This window comes from Collinsella aerofaciens (assembly GCF_028209885.1).
Lineage (GTDB): Bacteria > Actinomycetota > Coriobacteriia > Coriobacteriales > Coriobacteriaceae > Collinsella > Collinsella aerofaciens_BA.
Map to the genome: position 1 here is coordinate 48,618 of NZ_JAQLEM010000003.1, position 14,994 is coordinate 63,611.

The following is a 14,994-nucleotide window of genomic DNA, read 5'->3' on the forward strand; positions in this document are numbered from 1 at the left end:
ATTCGCCGTCAGTCAAAGGGTAGCTAAAATAGCCCCGTCCCAAATTAGCTACCCCTCAGCAACGCCGTCCCTAGATAACCGTCACGCGGCCCTGATTACCCACGATGGCCTTTGCCTCTGCCAGCAGTGGAATCGAGCGTGCGTTGACCTTGGCCGGCACCTCGGCACGGAGCACGCGCCCGTCCACCTGCTCGATAAAGATCTCCACGCGGTCGCCGCCCGGGTTGGTGGTGAGCACCGTGGCAAGACGCGCCATATTGCCCTGGCTAAAGCGGCTGTTGGGGACCATGACCTCAAACACCTTGGGCTTGTTGTTCTCCTCGTTAAGCTCAAGCGGCACGATCTCCTGCGCGATGATCTGGTCGCCGCGGTCCGAGCGCTCGAGCTTGCCCTTAATGCGCACAAATGCGTCGGACAGCTGCGCGCCGGTCTCGGGATCGACCTCGCCGTACAGATACCCCTCGGCCTCTTTATAGGTCTTGGGGAACACGACAACGGTGGCCTCGCCTTCCATGTCCTCGAGCTGCACGATGCCCATGGGGTCGCCGTTTTTGGTCACACGCTTGGACACGCTCGAGACCATGCCGGCCCACCACAGCGCCTTACCCTCGGGAATCTCCTGGTTGATGGTACCGCCCGTGGGGTTTTGCACCTCGTAGCCGGTGTCGATCTGCGAGAACGAGAAGTCGCGCGCTTTGCTAAGTGCATACTCAAACGGGCGCAGCGGGTGGTCCGAGACATAGATGCCCAGAACCTCCTTCTCCTGACTCAGCTTAAGGTGGCGGTCCCACTCCTGGCCGTCCGGATCGGGCACGCTGACCTCGAAGCCCGAGCCCTCAACGTCGCCAAACATATCGAAGAACGACGTCTGGCCGCTCGCGCGATCCTTCTGGCGCTTCACAGCGGCATCGATGATGTTCTCGGGGTTGTTCTTGTCCACAAAGTGCATCATCTGGCGGCGCGGATACCCCGTGGAGTCGAAGGCACCTGCCTTGATCAGCGATTCGATCACGCGACGGTTGGCCTGGCTCGAGTCCACGCGCTCGACAAAGTCGTGCAGCGTCTTAAACGGACCGCCCGCCTCGCGCTCGGCGATAATCGCCTGCGCCACGCCGGTACCCACGCCGCGGATGCCGGCCAGACCAAAGCGCACGCCCTCCTTGGTAGCCGTGAACTCGGTACCGGACTCGTTGACATCTGGCGAAAGCACGGGGATGCCGTCGTGACGGCATGCCGAGACGTAGTGCACGATCTTGTCGGTCTTGCCCGTATAGGACGTCAGAACGGCCGCCATGTACTCGTGCGGATAGTGCGCCTTGAGCCACGCCGTCTGCATAACCAGAATGGCGTAGCCGGCAGAGTGCGACTTGTTGAAGGCGTAGGACGCGAACTCGAGAACATCGTCCCAAATCTTCTGGGCGACCTCGCGCGTGTAGTTGTTCTTGATAGCGCCGTTCATCCAGTGGTCGTAGGTGGTCTCGTCCGAGCCATCCTCCCAGTGGAGCACCGTCGACGTGAGCAGCTTGATCTTTTTCTTAGCCACGGGCTTACGGATACGCGAGTCCGATTCGCCCTTGGAGAAGCCGCACATCTCGACGGAGATGAGCATAACCTGCTCCTGGTAGACCATAGTGCCGTAGGTTTCGCCCAGGATGTCGTCCAGACGGTCGTCGTAGGATACGGCCGGCTCCTTGCCGTTCATACGGTTGATGTAGGACGAAACCATGCCGGCGCCCAGCGGGCCCGGGCGGTACAGAGCGATCAATGCTACGACGTGCTTGTACTCGGTGGGCTTCATGTTCTTGATCGTGGCCGTCATGCCGGCGGACTCGACCTGGAAGACGCCGGCGGTGTGACCGGAACCCATGAGCTTAAAGATCTCGGGGTCGTCAAAGGGAATCTCTTCCTCTTTGATGTCGATGCCGAAGTTCTTTTTGATGTTAGCCTTGGCCTTAGAGATAACCGTCAGCGTGCGCAGACCCAGGAAGTCCATCTTGAGCAAGCCCATGTCGGCAACGGTATGACCCTCGTACTGGGTAATCTCGACGCCGCCCTTGGTATCGAGCTTGGTGGGTACGTGCTCGTTGACGGGATCGCGGCAGATCAGAACGGCGCACGCGTGCACGCCCTCGCCACGGGTGAGGCCCTCGATCGAGAGCGCCGTGTCGATGATGCGGCGAGCGTCGTCATCCTTTTTATAGGCCTCGGCAAAGTCGGGGTTAAACAGATCCTCTTTGCCGGGTTGCTTTTCGAGCACCTGCTTGAGCTTGACCTTGGGGTCGCTCGAGACCATCTTGGACAGGCGCTGGCCCATGTAGACCGGATAGTCCAGCACGCGCGCGGCGTCGTTGATGGCCTGCTTGGCCTTAATGGTCGAGTAGGTGATGACGTGGGTGACCTTCTCGGGGCCGTAGAGCTGGCGAACGTGCTCCACGACCTCGAGGCGCCGCTCATCGTCGAAGTCCATATCGATATCGGGCATCTCGGTACGCTGCGGGGACAGGAACCTCTCGAACATCAGGCCGTTCTCGAGCGGGTCGAACGCGGTGATGTTCATGGCGTAGGCGACGATAGCGCCGGCGGCCGAGCCACGGCCGGGGCCGACGCCGATGCCGTTGTCCTTAGCCCATTGGACGTACTCGGCAACGATCAAAAAGTAGGCGGCAAAGCCCTTGTCGCAGATGACCTTGTATTCGTACTCAAAGCGCTCTTTGATGTTAACGCCACCGATCTCGCGCGTAGCCCAGTCGTCGCCATAGTGCTGGCGCAGGCCCTTCTCGCACTCGCGGCGGAACTGGCTCTCGTGCGTCTCGCCGGGATCGAGCAGCGGGAAGCGCGGCAGGATGATAGAGTCCCAGTCGAGCTCGACGTAGCACTTGTCAGCGATCTCGAGCGTGTTGTCGCAGGCCTCGGGGCAATACGGGAACATCGCCCGCATCTCCTCCTCGGTCTTCATGTAAAACTCCGAGCCGGTCATGCGCATGCGGTTGGGGTCGTCGACCTTGGCATTCATGCCAATGCACATGATGACGTCCTGCACGGGCGCATCCTCGCGGCGCAGGTAGTGGAAGTCGTTGGTGGCGATGACCTTGACGCCCACCTGTTTTGCAATGTCGATGAGCGTGCGGTCCATCTGCTCGTCGGTCAGGCCGTTGTCGGTGGTGATGCCGTGTTCCTGGATCTCGATGTAAAAGTCGCCGGGGTCGAAGGTGTCGCGGAAGGTCTCGGCCCACTTGATGGCGCCCTCCATGTCACCGCGGTCGATGTATTTAGGGATGATGCCCGCGATGCAGGCGCTGGTGCAGATCATGCCCTTGGCGTGGCGGCGCAGGTTGTCGAGCGTCACGCGCGGCTTGTAGTAAAAGCCCTGCACGGCGGCCTCGGAGACCGTCTGCATCAGGTTGACGTAGCCCTCTTGATCCTTGGCCAGAAGGATCATGTGGTAGAGCTCGGGCTTGTGGTCGCGGGCAAGGGTCTCGTCCGGCGTAAAGTAGACCTCGCAGCCAAAGATGGGTTTGATGACCAGGGGCGGCTTGAGCTCGTCGATGTTGCCCTTCTCGTCCCACATGGCCATGTCTTTGACGTACTGGGCATGCTCGCGCGGGTTTGCCTCGGGGTCGGGCTCCACCAGCTCGTCGCGGCGGTCCTTTTCCAAGAAGGCCTTGTCGTGGCTCCAGGTTTTGTACTCGGGCGTGTTGTGATTGACGGCGTCGCAGGCCAGCGCCAGGTCGGGCACGCCATACATGTAGCCGTGGTCGGTAATGGCCACGGCGGGCATGCCCAGCTCTACGGCGCGGTTGACCATATCCTGGATACGGGTTGCGCCGTCGAGCATGGAGAAAACAGTGTGATTGTGCAGATGGACGAATGCCATGTGATGAGCTCCGATGCGGGTTCGTGTTCTGACTGAACGATTTTACCGCACGGCGCGGACGGCACCCGAACCTAGCCAAACCCACACGGCTCCTCTTGCAGTTGCGGTGGAATAGTTCCCGCTTGGGCCACCTGGACCGCAATACAGGAACTATTCCACCGCAAGTTATCTGAGGGCTAGAGATTGTAGGTGACTACTTGGGGCTCGGCGGGTTCGACGAAGATGGCTGGATTCGCCTGCTCCACGCGAACGAACTTGACCGTCACCGCCTCAACGCCCGCCTTGTGCAACACGTCGGCGTAGACGCGCGCCTGCAGGGCGTGCTTCTCGAGCAGCTGTTCCGGCGTCTCATCCTGCGTGCCACCCGTCTTGTAATCAATGACCAGGGCGCGTGACGGATCGGCCGGGTCGGTGGCCAGTGCATCGATGGCGCCCTCGGCATAGGCACCGTAGCGAGCGATGTCCTCGTCCTCGCAGCCCAGCGAAAAGAACGGCACCTCGGCGCGAACGCACGGCCACGCGAGCAGGTCGGCACGAACAGCCGACTTGAGCCAGCGGTCCAGAGCAACGTCGAAGCGTTCGCGCTGCTCCGGCGTCAGGCGCCACAAGCGTGCCAGCGCATCGGCACGCGCGGCGGGCAACGCATCGGCACCCATCTCGATGAGCCACTGGCAGGCGGCGTGGAAGGCCGAGCCCAGCGCCATGGGATTGCCGGCGGGCTCGACAGCGGCCACGTCTGCATCCGTCATCTCCGAGCCATCCGACTCTGCATCATCGCCGGACTCGTCCATGGGAACACGAGCCTCGGCGGCACGGTCTTCCGTCTCGGCATGGAGTGCCGCGGCGATTGACGAGTAGCTATACGAGTCACGCATCGGATACGGACAGATGCCCATGCGCGCGCCCACTGCCTGGGGATACACAAGCTCAAACGAATCGGGCTTGGGGTCGGCAGGACCGGGGACGATTGTACTGGCCGAATCGTCGGCAGCATCTGTATCGGCATCGCCACGAACAAGCCTGCCCTCGGCATCCAGCGAAGCGTTGGCCTCAAACGCCTGCTCGCCAAAGGTAAAGCCCGCGAGCGAAATAAGCTCGTAGTCGCCCGGCTGGGAGTTGTCGAACACCAGGCGGTCGGCATCGAGCTGCGGCATGTCCAGAGCGTCGGTCGGCAAAATACGGCGGAGCACGTCGTAGGTCAGATCGGTCTCGACGTCGAAGGTCGGCGCCGTCACCTTGCCACGGCTCACGCCAGCATCCATCGCCAGAATGACCAGCTCACGCGCTCGCGTCATGGCGACATAGAGCAGACGAGCCCGCTCCTCGAGCGAAAGCTGCAGGTCGTCGTTGCGCAGGCGGGCAAATGCCTCGGCGGGAGAGCCCGTCGCACAGACGTCCTCCATGAGCTCCGGCGGCAGCCACAGCGACGTGCCCTTGCCCTTAAACGCATGCTCAAACTGCTTTTTGACGTCATCGCCCTTCACGAAGGCCCCATCGGCAAGCTTAACGCCATCAAAACGAGCCGGCAGCGCCACGACCTGCGCTCCTCCCTCGACGCGACCCATCCGTGCCGCACCCGAGGACTTACGCACGCCAAAGCACTCGGCGACCGCCACGACCGGATATTCCAGACCCTTAGAGGCGTGAACCGTCATGATGCGCACCGCGCCGTCGCCCTCCTCGTTGAGGGCACCCGGGGCTTCCTTGCCCGCCAAGAAGCGGTCGAAGGCCAGCGCGATGGAACGCGGCGAGTTGCCGAACTCGGCCTCCGCCTCGGCCACGGCGTCGAGCGCCTTGAGCACGTTGGCGGCAATGGCCTTGCCCTCGGGACCGCGCTGTGCCAGACGCACAAACCAGCCGGAGGCGTTGACCACGTCGCGCGCGATGGCGGCGAACGAATCGCGGCCCACGCGACGAAGCGCATACCGCAGCACCTCGCGGGCGCGCGTCACGAGCGGCAGATCTTGCAGACCCGGCACGTCGAAATCACTCATGATGCCCGCGTCGATATTCCGGCGCGAGGTCTCCCCCGTCTCGCTATCGAGCTTGGTCGCCAGCGCCAGGAACTCCTGAGCGCCGAGCGCAAACATCGGCGAGGCGAGCAGCGGCATAAGGCCCTGCGCCGTATCGGCCGGATTGGCGAGCGCACATACCAGGGCGCGCACCGTCTGCACCTCGGCTGCTTGGGCAAAGACCGAGCCGCCCGCGATGACGCAGTCGAGCCCCTGGTCGCGGAAGGCCTGGGCGTAGACGTCGGCGTTGGTCATGCGGCCAAGTAGCAGCACCATGCCGCCCTGAGGCTGGCCGGCATCGGCAAGCGCGCGGAAGCGCTCGGCGATCGCACGGGCCTTGGCCTGTGTGCGCTCCTGCGTACTGCCGCCGGCAACAAAGAGCGCCTGACGACGCGAGGCGTCTGCCACCAGCGTATCCTTGCGGCCGTCGCTCGCCTCAAGATCCAAAAAGCCCTGCATCAGGCCGCCGTCATCGCCGTCGAAAACGCGTGCCACATAACGCAGCACCTCGTCATGGCTGCGGAAGTTGCGCACAAGTTTGACGAGTTCGCCAGCAGGTGCGTCGGCCACTACAGTCGCCTCGGGCGCGGCAGACGAGCCCACCTTGCGCTCCTGGCGACGGAACACCTCGACCTCGGCGCCGCGGAAGCGATAGATGGACTGTTGTGCATCGCCCACGGTGCACAGCGCGCGCTCCCCCGCACCCGTCAGGTAACGAATCAGATCGACCTGCATCTGGTCGGTATCCTGAAACTCATCGATCATGACCATCTTAAAGCGGCCCTCGTACGCAGCACGGATGGCAGGGTAATCGCGCAGGGCCTCGTAGGCCATACGCAGCAGGTCGTTATTATCGAGGGCGGACTGGGCAGCCTTCAGTGCGCGATACTCGGCCTCGACGGAACGGGCCAGGCCCACCAGCGCATCGAGCGCCGGGCCACCGCAGGCAAGCACGATATTGATAAACGCATCGGCGGCCTCGGCCTTGAGCAGCTCGACCTGCTCCTTGGGGAATGCCTTGCTCGCGCGCGGCATGGTGCACGACATCATGAGTCGCGCCGCATCGGCCATGGTCTTGCCGCTCGCCTCGAACGCGTCGATGGCATCGAGCGCCGCCTGCGCCTTCTCGGTCGCGGCCTTGCTTGCGCCCAGCGCCGCGCGATAGGCATCGGCGAGTGCCGAGGTATCGGCCTGGCCGCGCGCCACGCGCACGTCGTCCATACCGCCCGGCAACTGGCTCGACAGCTCCAGCAGGTCGCGCACCAGACCCTTGATGGTCGTACCGCCGCCAAAGGAACCGCCCTCGCCCGCCATGGGATACCAGGCATAGAGGGCCTTGAGCGATGCCGCGAGCTCGGGGGCGGCATCGGGTGCCGTCGCGCGACCCAGCACATGCTCAACAGCCTGGTCCATGAGCTCGTCGGTATCGGTGAGCACCGTGAACTCGGGGTCGATGCCCAGCTCCAGCGCGTGCGCGCGCAGGATACGCGAGCACATGCCGTGAATGGTCGAAATCCACGCGTCGTCGACGGTCAGTGCTTCCTCGTCCATGCCCTCGTCGATAAGCGCACGGCGCACGCGGTCGCGAATCTCGGCCGCGGCATCTTTGGTAAAGGTAATGGCGAGCACCTGGTCCAGATGCTCAACGAACGGACCGGATTCGGGCGAGAGCGCATAGACGATGCGGCGCGTGAGGGTAAAGGTCTTACCCGAACCGGCGCCCGCCGAGACAAACAGCGGGCGGTCGAGCGTTTTGACAATCTGCAGCTGTTGCGGCATCAAAGTCGAAAGATCCATGGTCTACACGTCCCTCCTTACAAACGTTCCTTCGTGGTTATACGAGCAGCGCGCATGCGCGGCCTGAGCCGACGCCGGGTCGACGGCGGCAACGTTGCCCGCCTCGAGCTCGCGCAGGCGCTCGGCGATGCCGGCCTCCACGCGATCGAGCAGGGCATCGAAGTCCATGCTGCCGCCCTCGCCCGGGAAGCCCTTCTTGAGGCCCGGGATGCGACCGTCACCGCGCTCTTCCTCGAGCAACTCGGCGCTCGCCGCACCGCGCAGCGCGGGCTTGCCGCCCTTGGTCGAAAAATAGAGCGCTGCACGGGTATCCAAGCCCAGTGCCCGACGCATGGCCTGCGCGTAGATGAGCGTTTGGGTATGGGGCGGCAGCCAGCGCGGGTCTTCGATGGGAGCCTCGCCCGTCTCCTCGTCACGCACCGTGGGGTCGGCAAGCTTAAACTCCTCGACACCCGAACGATGCTTGTAGTCGATTACCACGGCGCGATTCTCGGCATCCACATCTACGCGGTCGATGCGCCCGCCGAGCGGCCAACCGGCATACTCGACCTGGAGCTCGTTGAACGCAAACTCCAGGTAGCGCGGGGCAAAGGGGGCAAGTGCCTCGGACTCGTAGGCAAGCACGCCCTCCAGCTGCGGCAAGATCTCGGCCACCTGGCGCTCCTCCACCGCAGAGAGCGGCACCAGCGGGCCCTCCGTGCCGCGCTTGCCGGCGTGCTCGGCCAACGTCTCGTCAAAGACCTCGTGCAGCAGCTCCTGTGCACGCGGCAGATTCTCGGGCGTCACGCGCTCCATGCCTTCTTGGGGCAGACGGGCATGCAGATGCTCCAGCACGTCGTGGACAAAGTTGCCCTTCTCCATATTGCCAAAGCCGGCGTCGATCGACTGGGGCTTGACGCGATACGAGACGAACCAGCATAGCGGGCAGGTCGAATAGGCCTCGATCTGCGAGGCAGACGTCAGGCGCGGCACCAGCGGCGCATCCTCGCCCTCGCCATCGCGACGGCGCAGGACCAGATACGGAATGGCTTCATCGCTCAGATGCTGAGGAGCTTCGCAGGTCACGCGCTCGCGCCTAAGACCTTCGCCTGCCGCGGGATCAAAGTCGGCGATGATATCGCCCTCGCCCACGCGCGTGGGCTTGGCAGCGCCAGCGGCCTCGGCATGTGCCCGCAGCTCTGTCCATACGGCTGCCGGGTAGCATTCGCGTGCCTGACGATCGTGCGTCACGCGGGCGAGCGCGACCGGACCGCTCGCCGCCTGCATCGCACGGCCAAAGCGCACGCGCAGCAGGGCAGCGGGCTCCAAAGACACGCCGTCGCGGCGCAGCTCGGCTGTCAACGTGGCAAGCGGGCCCTCTTCGTGCGAAAGCGGATAGCTGTCCAGGTCGACATCGGCAAACAGCACGGCATCGTAGCTGCCAGGACGCAGAACCGACGCATCGGCAAGCGACGCGAAGCGCACTTGTGCCCGTGGTGTGCGATCGACCTCGTAGGTCTCGTAATCGTAGGCGGTACTGCGCTTGTCCACCTTGGTTCGAACGCCGTCGAGAACCGGCACGGTCGCGGCCTGCGACACGTCGAGCGCGCGGGCGTCGTTCATAAGAATGTCGATGGCATGTCGCAGCAGGGCGGCCTCCGCCTGGCGACGGGCCTGACCGTCGAGACCGCCAAACGCGCGATCGGGCAGCGCCTCGGCGACGGCAAGCATGGCCTTGAGCGCCGTCACGGGCTTGTCGCGCCACAGCGCCTGGAACACGTCCGAGACCACGCACGGCACGTTCTTAAACCAGTTCTCGTCACTCGCCGCCTTGCGCGCGCCCCTCACCTGGCCCTGAACGCTCTGCAGTAGGCTCTTAACGCCCGCAGTAGTCTTGCTGCGCGAAAGACGCATATTCTTATCGAAGGTACGGGCATTGACGGCATCAGCGCCCGAAAGCGGACTGTAGATCCAGTCGGTAAGCTCCGGCGCGGGCCACCACTCGGTCTTTGACACCGTGCCCTCATCGCCGGCCTTCATGCGCTCGATCAGGCCGGCGAGCGCCGCAAACTGCCTGCCCGCAATGGATTGGGAAAACGCCGTGAACTCAGTCGTCTCGGCCGCAATGTGACGCGCCGCCAGACGAGAGGCGAGCTCACCGAACAGCTGGGATGCCCGGGCAGAAACAACGAGCACGCGCACGGGGTCGGCAGAAGCGCCGTCGACCTCGGAACCCCGGCACGTTTTTACCAGATCATCAATTGCGTCCGCATAAGCATGAGCACGGGCATGGGGGCCAGCGACCTCAATAAAGGCAGGCTGAGCGGCGGTCCCGTAAGCGGCATCAGACGCGCCGACACCCTCCCCTAGCGGCGCGATCTCAAACAACACATCGCGGGCATCAAATGCCGTGGCAAGCTCCTCGCGCATCGCCGCCTGCTCGCGGGCAAGCAGCACGACGACCTCTCCCCCATTGTTCGCCACGGCAGACAGCAGCTCGAGCAGACCGTGCGTAAACGACGTGATACCGCGCACGCATACGGCGCGAGTGCACGCCGGCAGGCTATCGGCCAGGACACTGGTCATAATGTCAGCTGCCTCGCAGGGCTCAACCATATCTCGACGGTCCAAACCGCCCGCGTAGGCGCGCAAAAGCTCGAACACACGAGCCTCGGCATCGCTTTTTGGCTCAGGCTGGCAGTTGTCGCCACGGCATCGTTCGGCACCCGTCCCCGCAACGCCCGGCAACACGTCGCGGGCCATGCGCGCGAGCATGCGCACTGTGCCCTGGCTGCGCGAAAGCGGCTGCAGGCCGGCATCGTCGCGGCGGGCAATCATATCCGAAAACAGCATCTGACGTTGCAGGTTGTCGACGAAACCACGCCCGTCGCCCAAAAGCTCCCAAAGCGAGCGAAGCCACGATGCGGGTGTCTTGTAGTCGATACCCAGCGAAATGCCGGCTTCCGCCGCATCATGACGGCACAGATCGAGCTCGGCAAACGTTGGTGCCAGCAACACGGCACGCCCGTGACGGGCAATAAGGTCGGCAAGCAGCGCCGACTCGGCATCGCTCAAATCCGTGCCGGCATTGGTGGTATAGATTCGAACAGGCATGGTCCTCCGCTCAAACCGTTCGCAATAATCAATGCATCCATCCTACCCGCCCAAGCGGACACATTGCCACCGCAGTTCCATCTTTTGGTACAAAGCAACCTGAACCCAACGCACCAGCCGATTGCAGGCATATAAAAACCGCCCCCGGAGGGACGGTTCTTCGTAATTCAATGTTGTCGCTGGCCTACTCGCCATCCTCCAACTTAATGAGGATCTTGCGGTAGCCACCGTACTCGCCGTTCAGCGCCTTTGAAACGCGGCTCACCGTGGTGGACGAAGCGCCGGTACGGGCCTGAACCTCAACATAAGGCTCGCCCTCGTCCAAATAGCGCGCAACCTGCAAACGCTGAGAAAGGTCGCAAATCTCGCGCGGCGTGCAGATATCGGTCAAAAACGCTTGGATATCCTTCTCGTCGTCCAAAAGGCTAAATGCGTGGACCAGCTGCTTGACATCAGGCTTGTCAAACATGTTCTCGATATTCATCGATCACCGCCAAACCCGCCAAAAGGCATCGAAGCTGATACTGACATCGGGCATCGTTCACCCGTTCTATGCAATAGGGCAACGCCTGTGGCTTTTGCCCGTAGCAGTGTAGCACACCACCAAACTAAAGCGACAAGACTCTCTGCCAGCGGCGCGTTTTTCAGGACGAACGCCGTTTAGAAACCATATGCGCACGTAAGCTCCACGAATATTTGAGACAATGGGCGCCCAAACACCGCGGCGCGCCCGCGCAACCATCCAGGTCGCCGCCGTAAGCCGCTTCACGCGACGCCAGCAATCCCGGCGCAAGAAAGGATTCACGCCATGCGCTTTATGCTTAACTGGCTCTTCACCTCGATCGCCATCGCGATCGCCACGTTCCTCGTCCCCGGTATCCAACCCTTCGGCTTTGCCGAGACCTGGGTCTGCTTTGCCTTTGTGGGACTGTTCCTGAACATTGTCGATTCGTTCGTCAAACCGTTCCTCACGGTCATCTCGCTGCCGCTCACAATCATTACGCTGGGCATTTTCCAGCTTGTCGTCAACAGCTTTATGCTTGAGCTCGCGAGTTACCTGTCGGTCAACCTGCTGGGCGTCGGCATCTCCATCGCCAGCTTTGGATCGGCCTTTATGGGCAGCATCCTGGTGTCCATCACGCGCAGCATCCTCGACAGCATCGCCGAGGACTAAAACGGCCATTCCGGCCGTGTCCGTCTCAACAGCCCAAAACGAAGGCCGCCCATCGCAAAAATGGGCGGCCTTCTTATTTGCCAAGTCTCAAAGGGCGAGAAAATCTACCATTTCCACCCCGTCCCCAAATGCAGGTGTGGGTTAGATGACGTAGTCGTAGCCATGGTTGGGAGCGACAAGTTGATCGAGCGTCACACCGTCGAGGTAGTCGTTGATGAGCTTGTCCAGGTTCTTCCACACGTCGAGCGTGGGGCACTCATCCGAACGCGAGCAGCCCTTGCAGTCGCCATCCAGGCAGGCGACCGGCGCCAGACTGCCCTCGGTCAGGCGCAAGATCTCGCCCACCGTGTATTGCTCGGGCGGGCGCGTGAGCACATAGCCGCCGCCCTTGCCGCGCATGCCCGAGAGCATGTTGGCGCGCACGAGCGTAGCCAAAATGTTCTCGAGATATTTCTCGGAAATCCCCTGTCGCGCCGCGATCTCTTTGAGCGGGATGCGACCGGCTGCCTGGTGCTCGGCCAGATCGACCATAACGCGCAGGGCATATCTGCCCTTAGTAGAAACCAACATGTATAGTGCTGCCTTTCGGTCATTTAGTCCGTAGAAATTCTAGCCGAAATATTGGTTTTGAAAATACCCGTTCCGGTCAAGATGGTTAATCGACTCGTAATAATCTTCTATTTCCTATTGCGTTACTAGGCTTTACTGTCTACTATGCTTGCCAACAGCAAAACGAACAACCCATAAGGTTTGTGGGTTTCTCTGCTACACACACCGTAAAACCACACGGTATCCAGTCATTTGAACACTTTGGAGGTTCACCATGAGCAATGTTTACACGTCCATCGATCAGCTTATCGGCCACACTCCGCTTCTGGAGCTCACTCACTTTGAGGCCGATGAGGACCTCAAGGCCCGCGTGCTCGTCAAGCTGGAATACTTCAACCCCGCCGGCTCCGTCAAAGACCGCGTCGCCAAGAACATGATCGACGAGGCCGAGAAGGCCGGCAAGCTCGTGCGCGGCGGCGACTACACCATCATCGAGCCCACGAGTGGCAACACCGGCGTCGGCATCGCCTCGGTGGCGGCGGCTCGCGGCTACAAGGTGATCATCACCATGCCCGAGACTATGTCCGTCGAACGCCGCAAGCTTATGCAGGCATATGGCGCACAGCTCGTGCTCACCGACGGTTCCAAGGGCATGAAGGGCGCCATCGCCAAGGCCGAGGAACTGCAGAAGGAGACGCCAAACAGCATCATCGCCGGCCAGTTTGTGAACCCCGCCAACCCCGCCATCCACAAGGCCACGACCGGCCCCGAGATCTGGGATGACACCGACGGCGAGGTCGACATCTTCGTCGCCGGCGTTGGAACCGGCGGCACCGTGACCGGCGTGGGTGAGTTCCTTAAGGAGCAGAACCCCGAAATCAAGGTCGTCGCCGTCGAGCCCGCCACTTCCCCGGTGCTCTCCAAGGGCCAAGCCGGCCCGCACAAGATCCAGGGTATCGGCGCCGGTTTTGTGCCCGACGTCCTCGACACCCAGGTCTATGACGAGATCATCCCCGTCGAGAACGACGACGCCTTTGCGACCGGCCGCGCCGTGGGCCACAAGGAGGGCGTGCTCGTGGGCATTTCGTCCGGCGCCGCCGTGTGGGCCGCGCTGCAGCTGGCCAAGCGCCCCGAGAACGAGGGCAAGACCATCGTGGCCCTGCTTGCCGACACCGGCGAGCGCTACCTGTCCACGGCGCTCTTCCAGGACTAGGGCCTGTCGCCCATAGGTTGAGCCCACGGACGAGCCGGTCTCCTCTCTCCCGGCAGTCTGAGCCCATCCAATCAGGGTGTCCCACGAGACGCCCGAACTTGCTACAATGTCTGCGGCGCGGAACCAGCCTCCCGCGCCGCTTTTCTTTTTTGGCCACATGCCACCAAGGAGAACCTCCCCATGCACAACAAGCGCGTGCTCGTCGCCATGAGCGGCGGCGTCGATTCCAGCGTGACCGCGTACCTGCTCAAAAGCCAGGGCTACGAATGCGTCGGCGCCACCATGCGCCTCACCTGCCCCGCGCCCGATCCCGCCACGGGCATGAGTAAGGTCGACCGCGACATCGCCGATGCGAAGGCCGTCGCCGAGCGTCTGGGGATACCCCACCATGTGCTCGACTTGCAGCAGACCTTCGACCACAGCGTTATCGAGCGCTTTGTGAACGCCTACCAGGAGGGGCTGACGCCCAACCCGTGCATCATCTGCAACCGCCACATAAAGTTTGGCACGTTGCTCGGTGCGGCGCTGGACATGGGCTGCGACTACATCGCAACGGGTCATTACGCCAAAACAAGCCAGACAGTAGACGGCACCTGGCAGCTGCATCGCGGCGAAGATCCCAAAAAGGACCAGAGCTACTTTTTATATTCGCTTACGCAGGAGCGCCTGGCGCACACGATCTTTCCGCTGGCAGGCCTAGACAAAGAGCGCGACGTGCGCCGCATAGCCGCCGAGCAGGGCTTCATAAACGCCAAGAAAGCCGAGAGCGAGGATATCTGCTTTATCGCGGACGGCGACTACGCGGGCTATATCGAGCACCGCCGTGGACATGCCGCCGAGCCGGGCGATATTGTATGGCGCGACGGCAGCGTGGTCGGGCGCCACAACGGTGCGCTGCGCTATACCATCGGCCAGCGCAAGGGCTTGGGCGTCGCGATGGCGCATCCCGTGTATGTGACGGGCGTCGACACCGCCAACAACACCGTGCATCTGGGCGAGGCCGAAGACCTAACGGCCACAGCACTCACGGCCGACGACTGGATCTGGAGCGCCCCTGCCGACCGCATGGAGGCAGAACTCGATGCCGGCGGCATTCGCGTGGGCGCCAAGTACCGCTACCGTCAGAAAGACCAAGCAGCAACCCTTACGCGCGGCGAAGACGGGCAAATGCTGCTAACTTTTGACGAGCCGCAGCGCGCCATCGCCCCCGGCCAAGCCGTTGTAGTCTACCGCGGCGACATCGTCCTCGGCGGCGGCACGGTGACCGGCGCACTTAAGTAGC

8 protein-coding genes are annotated in these 14,994 nt (G+C 62.7%); 3 read left to right on the plus strand and 5 right to left on the minus strand.

What is annotated here, in order from left to right; all coding sequences use genetic code 11:
• Window positions 1–70: 70 nt before the first annotated feature.
• The 4 genes from dnaE to PMX21_RS01295 form a co-directional block, all read right to left on the minus strand.
• On the minus strand, window positions 71–3,874 hold the full coding sequence (gene dnaE / locus PMX21_RS01280) for a DNA polymerase III subunit alpha (RefSeq protein WP_271757395.1): 3,804 nt from the start codon (window positions 3,872–3,874) through the stop codon (window positions 71–73).
• A gap of 176 nt (window positions 3,875–4,050) precedes the next feature.
• Window positions 4,051–7,683 (minus strand): UvrD-helicase domain-containing protein, encoded by a 3,633-nt coding sequence (locus PMX21_RS01285; protein WP_271757398.1) that lies wholly within the window; start codon window positions 7,681–7,683, stop codon window positions 4,051–4,053.
• A gap of 3 nt (window positions 7,684–7,686) precedes the next feature.
• A complete protein-coding gene (locus PMX21_RS01290) occupies window positions 7,687–10,776 on the minus strand; it encodes a PD-(D/E)XK nuclease family protein (RefSeq protein ID WP_271757400.1) in 3,090 nt (1,029 codons plus the stop codon).
• 184 nt (window positions 10,777–10,960) lie between these two features.
• Window positions 10,961–11,260 carry a YerC/YecD family TrpR-related protein gene (locus PMX21_RS01295; protein ID WP_022094855.1) on the minus strand — a complete coding sequence of 100 codons (300 nt, stop codon included), beginning with the start codon at window positions 11,258–11,260 and terminating at the stop codon, window positions 10,961–10,963.
• Between the two features lie 324 nt (window positions 11,261–11,584).
• Between PMX21_RS01295 and PMX21_RS01300 the strand changes: the two genes are divergently transcribed.
• The gene (locus PMX21_RS01300) at window positions 11,585–11,950 is read left to right on the plus strand and encodes a phage holin family protein (protein WP_035137358.1); all 366 of its coding nucleotides are present in this window, start codon (window positions 11,585–11,587) and stop codon (window positions 11,948–11,950) included.
• Window positions 11,951–12,091: 141 nt separating this feature from the next.
• Here PMX21_RS01300 and PMX21_RS01305 read toward each other — a convergent pair whose 3' ends face one another.
• Window positions 12,092–12,520, minus strand: a complete 429-nt coding sequence (locus tag PMX21_RS01305) for an RrF2 family transcriptional regulator (RefSeq protein WP_022094857.1) — start codon at window positions 12,518–12,520, stop codon at window positions 12,092–12,094.
• Window positions 12,521–12,773: 253 nt separating this feature from the next.
• Between PMX21_RS01305 and cysK the strand changes: the two genes are divergently transcribed.
• Complete coding sequence (cysK, locus tag PMX21_RS01310; RefSeq protein ID WP_055310201.1) at window positions 12,774–13,712, plus strand: cysteine synthase A; 939 nt, start codon at window positions 12,774–12,776, stop codon at window positions 13,710–13,712.
• Between the two features lie 57 nt (window positions 13,713–13,769).
• Window positions 13,770–14,993, plus strand: a complete 1,224-nt coding sequence (mnmA, locus tag PMX21_RS01315; protein WP_271757467.1) for a tRNA 2-thiouridine(34) synthase MnmA — start codon at window positions 13,770–13,772, stop codon at window positions 14,991–14,993.
• Window position 14,994 lies beyond the last annotated feature (1 nt).